Source organism: Jatrophihabitans sp. GAS493, from assembly GCF_900230215.1.
Taxonomy (GTDB): domain Bacteria; phylum Actinomycetota; class Actinomycetes; order Mycobacteriales; family Jatrophihabitantaceae; genus MT45.
Map to the genome: position 1 here is coordinate 325508 of NZ_LT907982.1, position 14264 is coordinate 339771.

The window sequence follows — 14264 nt, forward strand, 5'->3', positions numbered from 1 at the left end:
GCTAAACACCTAAGCCATTGACGATCAGATCGGCGAGGGCGAAGACGAACAGGCCGATACCGATGACCCCGTTGGCGGTGAAGAACGCTCGATTCACCCGGGACAGGTCGGCGGCCTTCACGATCGCGTGCTCGTAGATCAAGATGCCCGCGGTGATCGCCACCCCGACGTACCAGAGCACGCCCATCCCGGCCGCCGCCCCGAACCAGACGAAACCGGCCACGGTGAAGACGTGCACCACCGACGAGGCGGCCAGCGCCGTACCGACGCCGAAGCGGGCCGGCACCGAGCGAACTCCACTGCGCAGGTCGGACTCGACGTCCTGGCAGGCGTAGATCAGGTCGAAGCCGCCGATCCAGGTGCCGACCGCGATTCCCAGCGCGCACGCGGCCCAGGAGGCCGAACCGGTGACCGCGATCCAGGCCCCGACCGGCGCCACGAATTGGGCCAGCGCCAGCAGCGCCTGCGGATAGTCGGTGAAGCGCTTTCCGAACGAGTAGAGCACCAGCAGGAAGATGGCCACCGGCGCCAGCAGCAGACAGAGCCAGGAGAGGGCCGCCGCGCTGGCCAGGAAGACCACGAGAGCGATCACGCTGCCGGTCCAGGCGGTGCGCACGCTCACCACTCCGGTGACCAGTTCCCGCTTGGCGGTACGGGGATTGAGCGCGTCGTAGTGCCGGTCCAGGATGCGGTTGGCGCTCATCGCCACCGTGCGGGCCGAGACCATCGCGATGGTGATCAGCACCAGCTCGCCCCAGTGCACGGTGCCGGTCTCCTGCCACATCGCGGTGAGCGCGGCGATGTAGGCGAAGGGCAGCGCGAAGACCGAATGCTCGATCATCACAAGCCGGAGGAAGTCCTTTATTTTATTGCGGTTCTCCGGCTCCGGAGTCTGCGCGAGCTCCACCTGCGAGTCGCTCATCGAGTGCTCTCCCCGACGCCCTGCTCCCCGACGCCCCGCCCGATCCGCAGCGACGCCCAGCGTGCCTCGACCGCGGTGAGGGTGTCGGCGTCGAGCACGCACTCGTCAGGCCATCCCCCATCGCGCCGGTACCCCTCGGTGGCGAGTTTGCGGGTGGCGTCGATCCCCAGCTTTCCGCCGAAGAACTGCTCGTAGGCGGCATGGTCGAGGTGATCCACCGGGCCCACACTGTGCAGCACGTCGTGGGCGTAGTCGACGTTGCCGAAGGCCCGCCAGGCCACCTCGTTGTAGTCGTGCACGTCGCAGTCGGCGTCCACCACCACGATCAGCTTCGACAGTGACAGCAGCCCGGCCCCCCAGATCGCATTCATCACCTTCTGCGCGTGCTTGGGGAAGCGCTTGTCGATCGAGACGATGCAGCAGTTGTGGAAGACCCCAGCCACCGGTAGGTCGTAGTCGACGATCTCGGGGACGGTCATCTTGATCAGCGGCAGGAAGATGCGCTCGGTGGCCTTCCCCATCGGCCCGTCCTCCTGCGGCGGCCGGCCGACGATGATCGACTGGTAGATCGGCTTGCTGCGCATCGTCATAGTCTCGACGTGCATGAACGGAAACGGCTCGACCGGGGTGTAGAAACCGGTGTGGTCGCCGAAGGGCCCCTCGGGCAGCCTCTTGCCGGGCTCGACCCACCCCTCCAGCACCACCTGGGACGCCGCCGGCACCTGCAGCGGGACGTCCAGGCAGTCCACCAGCTCGACCCGCTGCTGGCCGAGGAAGCCGGCGAAGAGGTACTCGTCGATATCCGACGGCAGCGGCGCGGAGGCGGCGTAGGTCACCGCGGGCGGGCAGCCGAAGGCGATCGCCACCGGCAGTCGCTCGCCCCGCCGCTCGGCGATCGCCGCGTGCGAGGTGGAGTCTTTGTGGATCTGCCAGTGCAGCCCGACGGTCTGGGCATCGTGCTGCTGCAGCCGGTACATGCCGAGGTTGCGGGCGCCGGTCTCCGGGTGCTTGGTGTGGGTGAGCCCGAGGTTGAGAAAGACCCCGCCGTCATCGGGCCAGGAGAGAATCCCGGGGAGCATGTTCAGATCGACGTCCTTGCCGCGCAGCACGATCTCCTGCGCCGGGGCGGCCTTGACCCGCCGCGGCGGAGCGGCCCGTAGCTGGCCGACCTTCCCCAGCGCGTCGCGCAGCCCGCTGATGCCGTGGGGCAGCTCGGGCTTCAGCAGTTCAGCGATCCGCTGCCCCAGCTCGTCCAGGGAGTCGACGCCGAGCGCCTTGGCCATTCGACGGTGCGTGCCGAAGAGGTTGATCGCCAGCGGCATGCTGCCCCGGGTCGGATTTTCGAAGAGCAGCGCCGGCCCCTGCTCGCGGACGACCCGCTGCACAATCGCCGTCACCTCCAGGTGCGGATCGACCGGAGTCGACACCCGGGCCAGGTCGGAGTCACGTTCCAGGGCGGTCAGGAAGTCCTGCAGATCAGCGAAGCTCACCGGGTTGATTATCCTCACCCGCAAAAAGTCCTACTCTTGACGCATGCTCGTACGCCTCGGTGGCATCTTCAGCCTCATCGGTCTGCTCATCTGGATCTATGCGGTGATCGACTCGATCACGGCCCCGGCCGAGCGAATCCGGCTCCTGCCCAAGGCCGTCTGGGTCTTGATCGTGCTCCTCTTCTCGGTGGTCGGCTCGGTGCTCTGGTTCGTCTTCGGGCGCCCGTACTCGGTAGCCGGCGTCGGTGGCGCGACCCGAGGCCGCGGGGGTGCGGCGACCGCAGCCGGCCCGAGCCCCGCCTCCTTCGTGCCGCCGACGCTGCGTAAGCGCAGCTCACCGATGGACTCACCGCGTGGCATCGCCCCGGACGACGACGTCGATTTCCTGCGCAAGATCGATGAGGACCTGCGCCGTGGCGACGGTAACCCAGGCTCGGCGGGCGGCTCGGCGAGCAGCGAGTAGCGCCCTGTGTCGCAGATCCTGCTGGTCGAGGACGACTTTGCCATTCGCACCGCCCTGGTGCGCGCGCTGCGCGAGCTGGGGCACGCGGTGACCGCCGTCGACACCGGCATCGCCGCCCTCTCGGCCACCGTCGAACAGCGCCCCGAGGTGGTGCTGCTGGACCTCGGGCTGCCCGACGTGGACGGTGCCGACGTCCTCTCCATGCTCCGCGCGGTGAGCGACGTGCCCGTCATCATCGCCACCGCCCGCGACGACGAGAACGAGATCGTCCGGCTGCTGGACCTCGGCGCCGATGACTACGTGATCAAGCCCTTCACCGCGAGCCAGATCACCGCGCGGGTGCGGGCGGTACTTCGCCGAAGCGGAAAGACCGAAGAGGATTCGGTGCTGCAGCTGGGTGATCTGGTGATCGACACGCTCAGCCACGAGGTCAGCGTCGACGGCAAGGTGGTGGACCTGGCCCGCAAGGAGTACGACCTGCTGCTGGTGCTGGCCCGCCGCCCGGGCGAGGTGGTGACCAAGCGGGAACTCCTCTCCGAGGTGTGGCAGCTGGCCTGGGGCGGGTCGGACCGGACGGTGGACGTGCATCTCTCCTGGCTGCGCCGCAAGCTCGGCGAGACGGCTGCGCAGCCCCGCTTCATCCACAGTGTGCGGGGCGTCGGGGTCCGTCTGGTCGCCGCCGGACCCGACAGCTCGCCGTGACCGGCTCCACCATGCGGCGGCGCATCCTGCTGCTCGTCGTCGGCGTGATCGCGCTGGTGCTGGTCTGCGCCGCGGTGCCGCTGGCCATTCTCATCCGCTCCTCGGTCGGCGCCCGGGCCGGGCAGGCGGCGGTTACCCAGGCCAACGACGTGGCCCGCAACATTCGTTTCAGTTCCCGCAATACCGCGACCTTGCAGAGTTATCTGGACAATCTCAACGCCCAGAACCCGTCGTTGAAGACGTCGGTGACCCTCCCTGACGGCACCGTGCTCGGCGAGGCTCCGCCGGCCGGGGCGGAGCTGGGCCCGCCGGTCGCGGCCAACTCGACGCTCAGCGCAACCCCGAGCGGTTCCCCGGGCTCGGCGACCGCGACCCCCTCCGGCGGCTATGGCAACTTCCCCGGCGGCCCCCCGGTCAATCGCGACCCGGGCGGCGGAGGTGACGGGCAGGCTCAGCTGCGCCCGGCCGGCGCCGGGCAGGTGGCGACGACGGTGGTGGCGACCACCGACGGCCGCTACCTGGTGCAGGTCTATATCTCCGACGCCGACCGCTACAACGGCTTCTACCGATGGTGGGCCCTGCTGGCCGGGGTCGGCGTCCTGCTACTGCTGGTCGGCGCCGGAGTGGCCGAGCTCTTCACCCGGCGCATCGTGCGCCCACTCACCGACACCGCGCAGACGGCCAACCGCATCGGGGCCGGCGACCTCACCGCGCGCGCCCCCACCGACGGGCCGCGCGAGATCGCCGCGGTCGGGGTGGCGCTGAATGCCCTGGCCGACCGGATCGACGCCCTCATCGCCGAGGAGCGCGAGACGGTGGCCGACCTCTCACATCGGCTGCGAACCCCGCTGACCGCGCTGCGTCTGGACGCCGAATCGCTGCAGAATCCAGCGGAGGCCGACCGGATCGGCGAGGATGTCAGCGCCTTCGAACGCACCCTCACGGCGGTCATCCGGGCGGCCCGGCGGCCCCAGCGCGAGGGGCGGATAGCCTCGGCGAACCTCACCCCGGTGGTGGCCGAGCGGGTCGAGTTCTGGTCGGCCCTGGCCGAGGACCAGGGACGCACGCACGTCGTCGACATCCCAGAACAGCCCGTCTTTGTCAGGGCATCCACCGAGGACCTGGCCGCGGCGGTGGATGCGCTGCTGGAGAACGTCATCGCCCACACGCCGGAGGGCACCTCCTTCTCGGTGCAGCTGATCATCAGCGCCGACGAGGCCGCGCTGGTGATCGCCGACGACGGGCCGGGACTGCCGGCCGACGCTCCCGTCCGCGGCCGCAGTGACCGCGGCTCGACCGGCCTCGGCCTGGATATCGCACGGCGCTCGGCGGAGGCCGGTGGCGGGTCGATGGAGATCGGCCGCTCGCCCAGCGGGGGCGCGTCGATCACCCTGCACTACGTCCGCGCCGCCACCGCCTGAACGGTGTCACTCCCGGATAGCGCGGTCGAGCTTCGGCCGGAGAGCTTCGGCCAAGCCGCGGGAGAAGTAGCTCGACATATGAGAGCCATCGATCCAGAGCAGAATGCCGTCAATCTCGGGCTGGCATATCGAATGCGGGCAGAAGTATTCCGACAGGTCGATAGTACTGGTGCCGGGTACGGCCTCGGCGGCACTCGGTACGAGATCGTGACTGAGACCGTCAGCCTCAGTGAACTGGCAGGCCTTGAACGACGCCTTGGTCGTCACGCAGATAGGGAGGTCACCGGCGCCGCCGAAGTGGGGTTGCGGGATGTCGCGGAACGCGATGATCTTCGGCCCGAGCGCGGCGACCGCCTGCCACCCGCGAATCAGCGACTCACCTGAACTGTTGGCTGATCCGTCGCTGACGGTGCTCTGGGCGGAAGTCAGTACGTACGCAGGTTTGATATCGCGGATCTGGTCCAAGACCTGCTTATTCCAATCCTCACACACCGGCCCGGCATATCCGCCCTGGATGAGCGGGCAACCCGAGCGCAAGAAGGTGATGAGTGTCATATGGTGTTCGCTGGCCCACGGCAGGATTGCCGGGAGCCATTGAGTGGTGTGAGAGTCTCCTGCTGCAACGATCACCGGCCCAGAGCCCTTAAGTAGGTCGCAGCGCGTCATGCCAGCCGAAGTGGGGTGCTGGCAACTGCGATAGGGCCAGTCCTGAGACGCGGTCAACGGACTGGGTACGGCGGCAAGCACCGTCGAATCAATTACCTGAGGACAAGCCGCGCTGGCTCGTTGCTCCGAAATCGCGGCGAAACAGGCCGCCTGCGCGGTAGTCGACTCCAGAAATCGCTGACTCGACTGCCCGCTCCGGGCGATCACCTGGTCGTAGTGCCGAAGCCCACCGCTGGCTACGAGCAGCACAGCGACCTGCGCCGCGACGATGAACATGAGAGTTCGGCGGCGCCGCATCCACACCCTGGCCGGTGCGAGCGACAGGCGCCGATGCCCGCCGCGGGTCCGCGCGGCATTCGATCGTCGGAACCGGTCCTCCACGAAGCGCTTCATCAGCCAGGACAGCCCGAGAATCACCAGCAGCAACAGTACTTTCGCCGCGCCGCTGAGCTCCGATCCGTTCACGAAGACGCCGGTGGTGAGGATCAGCAACGGCCAGTGGATGAGATACATCGAATAGGAGATGTCGCCGATCCATTGCACGGGTCCCGCAGCGAGATAACGGATCGGACTCCACGCCGCGGAGGAGGACGACGCGAGGATGACAAGCGCCGCTCCACCGACCGGTATCAAGGCCCGCCAGCCGGGGAATAGGGTCACGGCATTGAAGGTGGCGAGCGTGTAGGCGATCAAGGCCAGCCCGATCCACCCCGCGATCGCCTGAGCGGCGCGGTTCATCGTCATCTGCCGGCCGACGACGAAGGTCAATGCCCCGCAGGACAACTCCCAGAAGCGAGTGCCAGTGTTGAAATAGGCGACGCTGGCATTCACGTCCGTCTCGTGGATCGAGTACACCAGGCTCAAGGTGGTCAACGCGCCAAAGCAGACGAGCAATCGCACCGTGCGCCCGCGTGGGGTCAGCCTCGGACTGCCGCCGGCTGCAAAGAACACCACCAATGGCCAGACGGCGTAGAACTGTTCCTCAACGGACAGTGACCAGAAGTGCTGCACTGCACTGCCGGTGGTCGAGCCGAGATAATCGGTGGAGTTGGCCGCCAACTGCCAGTTCTCGACGAACAACGCGCTGGCCAGGATGTCCTTGAGGTTCTTGGTCCAGACGACCAGCGTCAACGTTGCCATGACCATGACCGCGCAAAGCAGGAGGACGACCAGCGCCGCCGGCAGGATGCGCGTCAGCCTGCGGGCGTAGAACTCGCGCATGGTCGCACCTAGTCGAGCACCGCTGTCTTCTCGGATCCGCAGAATCGACTTGGTCATCAGATAACCGGAGATCACGAAGAAGACATCCACGCCTGCGTATCCACCAGGCATGCTGTGCGGCCAGAAATGGTAGAAGATCACCGACAGGACGGCGATCGCGCGCAGCGCTTGTATCTGTGGCTGACGGCCACCGGACGGGGCGACTACGGCTTCAGAAGCAGACGGTGCAACCCGTGGACGGTGCCGCTGAACCACTCACGCTCCTACTACATCCAATCGAAGATCTCTCGACGCTGAGCCGGCGACTCACCCGAAGAACGATCTGGGGCGGTGCAAGTCCAGAGGAACAATACCGGAGGCACCGCGGTCATGCCTGCCGACGGCGCCGATGGCCACAGTCGGAATCTCGTCTGGGCGCCCAGCGGGCGCATCTGCACTCTTAAGAGAGGCTTGACCTTGGGCTGAGGCTGGCGTGAGCCTGGCGACGGCATTGTCATTGCTATGAACCAGCCGACCAGCAACTCCACCAGCTCACGCACTGCCACCACGCAGACTTCGAGCCTGCTGCGCCGCTCAGCTCTGGCCGTCGGCGGGGTGACCGTCGCCGGCGTCTCGCTCACCGTCGCCCTGATCAGCGGGGTCGCCGCCGGGGCAACCCCCAGCTCGACGACGGTCCCCACACTGAGCACCGCGACGACATCCTCCAGCTCCTCGACCTCGACGAGCTCGGCGGCGACCACGTCGGCCGGCACCACCGCCGCCGCCACTCCGGCCGTCAACTCCGCCACCGCCACTCCAACGACGACCGCCACTCCAACGCCGACCGCCACCCCGACTCCCGTTGCCACGGTGGCCCCGGCCACCGCGGCGCCAGTCGCCCGGTCGAACGGGTCGTGAACAGGATGACGACCACGGAGCCGGGAATCATCCGCGAGTTTCAGGGAAACACCTACCGCACCCGGGCCTGGAGCTGCGACGTCCGGGTCGTCGTCGAAGACCCGTCGGTGCTGCACCGGGTGGCCGAAGACGTCGATGCCCTGCTGAACCGGGTGGATCTCGCCGCCAGTCGTTTCCGTAGCGACTCGGCGCTGACCGTCGCCAACGCGCAGGCCGGCCGCCCCACCTTCGTCCCGCGGCTGCTGTCGGACCTGATCGGCATCGCCCTGCATGCCTCACTCGCCACCGACGGCGCCGTTGACCCGACCGTGCACGCAGGGCTGCTCGACATCGGCTATGACCGCGACATCACCGAGCTCCCGACCGCTCGTGACGCGCTCAGCGGCCGGATCGAGCCGGTGGCCACCCCGCCGGCACCGGCCGCCCGGCCCACCGATTGCGGGAGCTCGCGCCTTCACGACTGGCGCAACGTCAACCTGAACCGGGAAGTCGGCCTACTGCGGATGCCGGCCGATGTCGCCCTTGATCTCGGGGCCACCGCCAAGGCGCGCACCGCCGACCTGGCCGCCGGGGATGCCGCCATCCGTTATCGCACCGGCGTTCTGGTCGAGATCGGCGGCGACATCGCCGTCGCCGGCGACCGGGACGGCGGCTGGGTCGTCGAGGTGAGCGAGACCGGCGCCGCCGGTGACCGCGATGGCAGGCAGACTTCGCAGGCCATCACCCTGCACCGCGGCGCAGTGGCCACCTCGACGACCATGCGGCGCCGCTGGCTGCACCACGGGGTGCCGGTGCACCACATCATCGACCCACGGACCGGCGCTCCGGCCGACGGGCCGTGGCGGACAGTGACCGTGGTCGCCGAGTCCGCGCTGGAGGCCAACACCGCGAGCACCGCGGCGATCGTCAAGGGCAGCGACGCCTTGGGGTGGCTCGTCGCCAATGGCTACGCCGCTCGTCTGGTCGATCGCATCGGCGGCGTGCAGACGACTCCGGGCTGGCCGCTGGAGTCGAGCGCACTCACCGATGACGACCGCCGGGTGGCGTCATGACGATCTGGTACACCGCTCGCGGGGCGGGGCTGGCCGCCCTCGTGATGCTCACCCTCGCAACTGCCGCCGGGGCCCTCGTCTCGGCCCCGATCCGGACGGCCTCGACGCGGGTGCTGGTGCAGTACCTGCATCGCGCGGCCGCGACCACCGGGCTCGCCCTGATCGCCGTGCACATCGGGGCGATCCTCGCCGACTCCTACGCCGGTGTCGGGTGGCTGGGCGCGCTGATCCCGTTCGCCTCCAGCTACCGGCCCGGTCTGGTCGGGCTGGGGTCAATCGCCGGCTACCTCTTCGTGCTGGTCGCGGCGACCGGGGCTGCCCGCGGGCGATTGACTCGATCTCCGGCCGCAATCCGGCGCTGGCGCGCAGTCCACGTCACCGCGTACCTGGCCTGGGCGGTGAGTGCCCTGCACGGCTTCACCATCGGCAGTGACTCCGACCTGGCGTGGACCCGCTGGCTCTACCTCGGCTGCGTCAGCGCCGTCGGCCTCTGCCTCGCCGCCCGGCTCGCCTACCGCACCCGTCCCCGCCGCCCCGCTGCGTCGCGCCTCGTCGTTTCCCCCACAAAAGTAAAGGAGTTCGCATCATGACGCTGCTCGCATCCCGGCCGGAGACGGCCGCTTCAGTGATACCGGTGAGCTCGATCGGCGCGCCGCGGCTGCTTCGCGGCCTCGACCGCTTCGAGAGCATCTCACTCGCCGACCACGCCGCGCTGCACGGGCCGCTGCCGATGCTGGACCGGATCCAGCTCGTCTCCGCCTGCCGCCAGGTCAACCTCACCGGACGCGGCGGGGCTGGATTCCCCTTTGCCGATAAGGTGAATTCGCTGCGCACCGGGGCGGCCGCAGTCGTTGTGGTGAACGGCAGCGAGAGTGAGCCGGCCAGCTGGAAGGACCGCGCGCTGATGCGCCGCACGCCTCATCTGGTGCTCGACGGCGCCGTCGTCACCGCTCACGCCATCGGGGCGCGGGAGATCATCGTCGCCTGCCACGACGCCCTGGCCGCCCAGCGACTCAACGCCGCGATCGCGGAGCGGCGGGCGATGACCGGCCGGCACGGTCGTGCGGCCTCGATCCGCGTGCAGACCACCCGCAGTGGCTTCGTCGGTGGCGAGGCCGGTGCCCTGATGCAGACGCTCAACGCCGCCCCGGGCATCCCGACCGGCCGCAGGGTGCTGCCCACGATGGCCGGCGTGGCCGGAGCGCCGACGCTGGCCAGCAACGTCGAGACCTTCGCCCAGATTGCCATCCTGGCCCGGATGGGCTCCCACCACTTCGGCGAGACCGGGGCCCAGAGCGAGCCCGGAACGATGCTGCTCACCGTCGGAGGCTCAGTAGCCCACTCCGGCGTGCTGGAGGTCCCGACCGGGACGCCGCTATCCATCGTGCTGGCCGCCAGCGGTGCGAGCCAGCACCTGCAGGGCGTGATCCTCGGCGGCTACCACGGCAGCTGGCACCAGCCGATCGGCTCCATTCGACTCTCCCGTGCAGGCGTGCACGCCGCCGGCGGCTCCCTCGGCGCCGGCGTCGTGCTCGCCGTCGACGACACGACCTGCGCCCTCGGCGAACTGCAGCGAGTCACCAACTGGCTGGCCGAGCAGTCGGCCCGTCAGTGCGGCCCCTGCCGGTTCGGCCTGCCCGCTCTGGCCGCCGACGTCGCCGCCATCGCTCACGGCGACCAGCGGGGGGCCGAGGCGGCGCTGCGGCACGCCCGGGGCGTCACCGGCCGCGGCGCCTGCGCCCATCCCGACGGCACCGCTCGCTTCGTCGTCTCGGCCCTGCACGCCCTCCACGACGAGAGCGACGCGCATCTGCGAAACGGTGGCTGCGGCCGTCCGGTGACCGGGGTGCTGCCGCTATGAACCCGGCTAACGGCGCAGGCCGGCGCCTCGTCATCGACTGGACGCGCTGCGACGGACACGGTCTCTGCGCCGCACTGTCGGGCGGCGCCATCACCCTCGACGAGTGGGGTTACCCAATGCTGCCCATTCACAGCTTGAACCCAGCCGGCGGCCATGCCGGAGCAATCATCCAGCGGGATGCTAGGACGCTGCGCAGAATCGTTTCGCTCTGTCCGTCGCTGGCCCTGCGTCTGGAGACCGACGACGCCACAAGGAGATACCGATGAAGCCAGCCGCCCGCCGTTCCCCAGGGGGACCACGATGACCACGCTGCAGAGCTATCCGGCAGCCGTCTGCGCCCCCACCCGGACGGTGGACGTCGAGATCGTCGTTCCGGTCTACAACGAGGAGTCGAGCCTGCCGAGCAGCGTTCGCCGCCTGGCGGCCTACCTGGCTACCGACGCCTTCCCGTTCAGCTGGCAGATCACCATCGCCGACAACGCCAGCACCGACTCGACCTGGCAGTGCGCGATCGACCTCACCTACGAGCTGGACCACGTGCAGGCCGTGCACCTCGAACAGAAGGGTCGGGGCCGTGCGCTCAAGCAGACCTGGTCGGCCAGCACGGCCCGAGTCGTGGCCTACATGGATGTCGACCTCTCCACCGACCTGGACGGCCTGCTGCCGCTCGTCGCCCCGCTGCTGTCCGGACACAGCGACATGGCGATCGGCAGCCGGCTGGCCCGCTCAGCCCGGGTCATCCGCGGCCCGAAGCGGGAGTTCATCTCGCGCAGCTACAACCTGATCCTGCGCACCACCCTGCAGGCTCAGTTCAGTGACGCCCAGTGCGGCTTCAAAGCATTGCGGACCGAGGCCGCCCAGGCGCTGCTGCCGCACGTCGAGGACACCGCCTGGTTCTTCGACACCGAACTGCTCGTGCTCGCCGAGCGCAGCGGGCTGCGGATCGCCGAGGTGCCGGTGGACTGGGTCGACGATCCGGATAGCCGGGTCGACATCGTCGCCACCGCCGCCGCCGACCTCAAGGGCGTGGCCCGGATGGCGCGGGGAATCGGTCGCGGCACACTGCCGCTGCGTGATCTGCGTCAGCAGCTCGGACGCAATCCCCTTCCCGTTGCCGGTGTTCCCGCCTCACTGGCTACCCAGACGGTGCGCTTCGCCGCCGTCGGGGTGGCATCGACGCTGGCCTACCTGCTGCTCTTTCTCGTGCTGCGGGGCCCGCTGGGAGCGCAGCCGGCCAACCTGCTCGCCCTGCTGGTGACCGCGATCGCCAACACCTCGGCCAACCGGCGCTTCACCTTCGGCGTCCGCGGCTCCGGTGCGGCCCGGCACCAACTTCAGGGGCTGCTCGTCTTCGCGCTCGGTCTAGCTCTGACCAGCGGCTGCCTGCACCTGCTCTCCGTCGTCGCTCCGAACGCCGGACGCGCGACCGAACTCTTCGTCCTGCTTATGGCCAACCTGGCCGCGACCGTGCTGCGATTCGTGCTGTTTCGCATGTGGGTCTTCACCCGAAAGGAAATGGCGTGACCACACTTCTCGACTCCTCCTCTGACGTGGTCATACCACCACCCGGGGATGAGAACTCGCCGACAATCAAGGCTGAATCGCCGGTTCGGCGCCGCCTCGGGGTCGCCGCCCTGCTGATCGCCACCGCCGTCCTGTACATCTGGAACCTCGGCGCCTCCGGCTACGCGAACGAGTTCTACGCCTCAGCCGTCCAGGCCGGCACCAAGAGCTGGAAGGCGTTCCTCTTCGGATCCTCCGACTGGGGCAACTCGATCACCGTCGACAAGCCCCCGGCATCACTCTGGCCGATGGAGCTCGCCGGACGCATCTTCGGCTTCAATTCCTGGAGCATGCTGGTTCCCGAAGCGCTGATGGGTGTGGCTGCGGTGGGATTGCTCTACCTCACCGTCAAGCGTTGGTTCGGGACCACCGCCGGCTTCATCGCCGGGACGCTCTTCGCGCTCACCCCGGTGGCGGTGCTGATGTTCCGCTTCAACAACCCGGACGCCATGCTCACCCTGCTGATCGTCGCCGCGGCCTACTGCGTCACCCGGGCGATGGATTCGACTCGCACCCGCTGGCTGCTGCTCTGCGGCGTGGCTCTGGGTTTCGCCTTCCTCACCAAGAGCCTGCAGGGTTTTACGGTGATTCCGGGCTTCGCCGTCATGTATCTGGTAGCCGCCCCGACGTCACTGCGACGGCGTCTGCTGCAGCTGCTGGCCGCCGGTGGGGCGCTGTTGGCCAGCGCCGGGTGGTGGATCGCCATCGTGGCCTTCTGGCCGGCCGGTAGTCGCCCCTACATCGGCGGTTCGACCAACAACAGCGCGCTGGAACTCGCCTTCGGTTACAACGGCCTGGGACGCATCACCGGCGGATCCGCCGGCAACGGTGGCGGCGCCAACTTCAGCGGCAGCACCGGGCTCTTCCGTCTCTTCAACAGCGAGATGGGGACGCAGATCTCGTGGTTGCTCCCGGCGGCGCTGATCGGATTGGTCGCAGTCTCGGCACTCTCCCGACGAGCTCCGCGCACCGACCACAGCCGGGCCGCGATGATTCTCTGGGGCGGCTGGCTGCTGGTGACCGGCATCGTGCTCAGCTTCGCCAGTGGCACGATCCACTCGTACTACACGATCGAGCTCGCTCCGGCGATCGCGGCGCTCGTCGCCATCGCGTCGGTGACGCTCTGGCGGTTGAGGGCGGAGCTGAACGCCCGGCTGACGATGGCGATCGGTGTCCTGGCCACCGGCATCTGGGGCTACGAACTACTGCAGCGTGACGCCAGCTGGCACCCTTGGATCTCCTACCTACTGGTGGTGGCAACCGTCGTCGCCGTAGCGGCGCTGCTGATCCCGGTGCAGCGGTGGAGCCGAGCGCTGGTCGTCGGATTGGTGGCCGGCCTGATCGTCCTCGGTGGCGGATCGGCGGCCTACGCAGTATCGACCGCCAGCACCGCGCATACCGGCTCCACGCCGAGTGCGGGACCGGCCGCAAGTGGTGGGTTCGGTGGCGGTGCTTCCGGGGGCGGTGGCTTCGGCGGACGGGGCGGTGGCGCCCCGACCGGCGGCACCGGCGGCGGCGGTTTCGGTGGCGGCACGGGTGGACCTGCCGGCAACGGTGGCACCCCACCGAGCGGCGCGCCGGGCGCTACCAGTGGCTCGACCGCCGGCGGCACCGCGACCGGGGGCGGCACGGGTGCGGCGAGCAGCTCGAACTCGGCGCTCGTCGCGCTGCTGAAGGCGGCCGGCACCAAGTGGTCGGCGGCGACCATCGGCTCGCAGACCGCGGCGACGCTGCAACTCAACAGTGACACCGACGTGATGCCGATCGGTGGCTTCACCGGAAGCGACAACTCACCCACCCTGGAGCAGTTCAAGGCACTCGTGGCCCAGGGCGAGATCCGCTACTTCATCGCCGGCGGCGGTGGTGGCGGTGGCTTCGGTGGCGGTCAGAGCGGAAGCAGCAGCATCACCAGCTGGGTCGAGTCGAACTTCAGCTCGAGCACGGTGGGCGGCAGCACGGTCTACGACCTGACCAAGGCGGTCACGTCGTGACCGGTCTCATCGACC

13 protein-coding genes are annotated in these 14264 nt (G+C 68.9%); 10 read left to right on the plus strand and 3 right to left on the minus strand.

Annotation, left to right across the window (positions count from 1 at the left end):
* Window position 1: 1 nt before the first annotated feature.
* Window positions 2–922: a menaquinone biosynthesis prenyltransferase MqnP gene (mqnP, locus tag CPH63_RS01455; protein ID WP_096301253.1), complete on the minus strand. Its 921-nt coding sequence runs from the start codon at window positions 920–922 to the stop codon at window positions 2–4.
* Window positions 919–2412: a menaquinone biosynthesis decarboxylase gene (locus CPH63_RS01460; RefSeq protein ID WP_096301254.1), complete on the minus strand. Its 1494-nt coding sequence runs from the start codon at window positions 2410–2412 to the stop codon at window positions 919–921. The genes mqnP and CPH63_RS01460 overlap by 4 nt, the downstream gene beginning before the upstream one ends.
* A 43-nt stretch (window positions 2413–2455) precedes the next feature.
* Between CPH63_RS01460 and CPH63_RS01465 the strand changes: the two genes are divergently transcribed.
* The 3 genes from CPH63_RS01465 to CPH63_RS01475 are packed head-to-tail and all read left to right on the plus strand — an operon-like array spanning window position 2456 to window position 4998.
* Window positions 2456–2875, plus strand: a complete 420-nt coding sequence (locus CPH63_RS01465) for a PLD nuclease N-terminal domain-containing protein (protein ID WP_096301255.1) — start codon at window positions 2456–2458, stop codon at window positions 2873–2875.
* A gap of 6 nt (window positions 2876–2881) precedes the next feature.
* Window positions 2882–3577, plus strand: coding sequence for a response regulator transcription factor (locus CPH63_RS01470; RefSeq protein WP_096301256.1), 696 nt, complete (start codon window positions 2882–2884; stop codon window positions 3575–3577).
* A complete protein-coding gene (locus tag CPH63_RS01475) occupies window positions 3574–4998 on the plus strand; it encodes a HAMP domain-containing sensor histidine kinase (RefSeq protein ID WP_096301257.1) in 1425 nt (474 codons plus the stop codon). The genes CPH63_RS01470 and CPH63_RS01475 overlap by 4 nt, the downstream gene beginning before the upstream one ends.
* A 6-nt stretch (window positions 4999–5004) precedes the next feature.
* Here CPH63_RS01475 and CPH63_RS01480 read toward each other — a convergent pair whose 3' ends face one another.
* Complete coding sequence (locus tag CPH63_RS01480; protein WP_096301258.1) at window positions 5005–7140, minus strand: acyltransferase family protein; 2136 nt, start codon at window positions 7138–7140, stop codon at window positions 5005–5007.
* A gap of 246 nt (window positions 7141–7386) precedes the next feature.
* Between CPH63_RS01480 and CPH63_RS01485 the strand changes: the two genes are divergently transcribed.
* Genes CPH63_RS01485 through CPH63_RS01515 form a run of 7 tightly spaced genes read left to right on the plus strand, consistent with a single transcriptional unit; the run spans window position 7387 to window position 14249 of the window.
* The gene (locus CPH63_RS01485) at window positions 7387–7782 is read left to right on the plus strand and encodes a hypothetical protein (protein WP_096301259.1); all 396 of its coding nucleotides are present in this window, start codon (window positions 7387–7389) and stop codon (window positions 7780–7782) included.
* A gap of 5 nt (window positions 7783–7787) precedes the next feature.
* Complete coding sequence (locus CPH63_RS01490) at window positions 7788–8834, plus strand: FAD:protein FMN transferase (RefSeq protein WP_096301260.1); 1047 nt, start codon at window positions 7788–7790, stop codon at window positions 8832–8834.
* On the plus strand, window positions 8831–9424 hold the full coding sequence (locus CPH63_RS01495) for a hypothetical protein (protein ID WP_096301261.1): 594 nt from the start codon (window positions 8831–8833) through the stop codon (window positions 9422–9424). The genes CPH63_RS01490 and CPH63_RS01495 overlap by 4 nt, the downstream gene beginning before the upstream one ends.
* Window positions 9421–10695 carry an NADH-ubiquinone oxidoreductase-F iron-sulfur binding region domain-containing protein gene (locus CPH63_RS01500; RefSeq protein ID WP_096301262.1) on the plus strand — a complete coding sequence of 425 codons (1275 nt, stop codon included), beginning with the start codon at window positions 9421–9423 and terminating at the stop codon, window positions 10693–10695. Before CPH63_RS01495 ends, CPH63_RS01500 begins: the two co-directional genes overlap by 4 nt.
* Window positions 10692–10961, plus strand: a complete 270-nt coding sequence (locus tag CPH63_RS01505; RefSeq protein WP_096301263.1) for a ferredoxin — start codon at window positions 10692–10694, stop codon at window positions 10959–10961. Before CPH63_RS01500 ends, CPH63_RS01505 begins: the two co-directional genes overlap by 4 nt.
* Before the next feature lie 34 nt (window positions 10962–10995).
* Complete coding sequence (locus tag CPH63_RS01510; RefSeq protein WP_096301264.1) at window positions 10996–12219, plus strand: bifunctional glycosyltransferase family 2/GtrA family protein; 1224 nt, start codon at window positions 10996–10998, stop codon at window positions 12217–12219.
* Complete coding sequence (locus CPH63_RS01515; RefSeq protein WP_172892138.1) at window positions 12216–14249, plus strand: glycosyltransferase family 39 protein; 2034 nt, start codon at window positions 12216–12218, stop codon at window positions 14247–14249. Before CPH63_RS01510 ends, CPH63_RS01515 begins: the two co-directional genes overlap by 4 nt.
* The last annotated feature ends 15 nt before the right edge of the window (window positions 14250–14264 follow it).

Excerpts from the sequence above, each read along its gene's own strand:
- mqnP (WP_096301253.1), bottom strand. The coding sequence starts at position 922 with ATGAGCGACTCGCAGGTGGAGCTCGCGCAGACTCCGGAGCCGGAGAAC.
- CPH63_RS01465 (WP_096301255.1), top strand. The coding sequence starts at position 2,456 with ATGCTCGTACGCCTCGGTGGCATCTTCAGCCTCATCGGTCTGCTCATC.
- CPH63_RS01485 (WP_096301259.1), top strand. The coding sequence starts at position 7,387 with ATGAACCAGCCGACCAGCAACTCCACCAGCTCACGCACTGCCACCACG.
- CPH63_RS01490 (WP_096301260.1), top strand. The coding sequence starts at position 7,788 with ATGACGACCACGGAGCCGGGAATCATCCGCGAGTTTCAGGGAAACACC.
- CPH63_RS01495 (WP_096301261.1), top strand. The coding sequence starts at position 8,831 with ATGACGATCTGGTACACCGCTCGCGGGGCGGGGCTGGCCGCCCTCGTG.
- CPH63_RS01500 (WP_096301262.1), top strand. The coding sequence starts at position 9,421 with ATGACGCTGCTCGCATCCCGGCCGGAGACGGCCGCTTCAGTGATACCG.
- CPH63_RS01505 (WP_096301263.1), top strand. The coding sequence starts at position 10,692 with ATGAACCCGGCTAACGGCGCAGGCCGGCGCCTCGTCATCGACTGGACG.
- CPH63_RS01510 (WP_096301264.1), top strand. The coding sequence starts at position 10,996 with ATGACCACGCTGCAGAGCTATCCGGCAGCCGTCTGCGCCCCCACCCGG.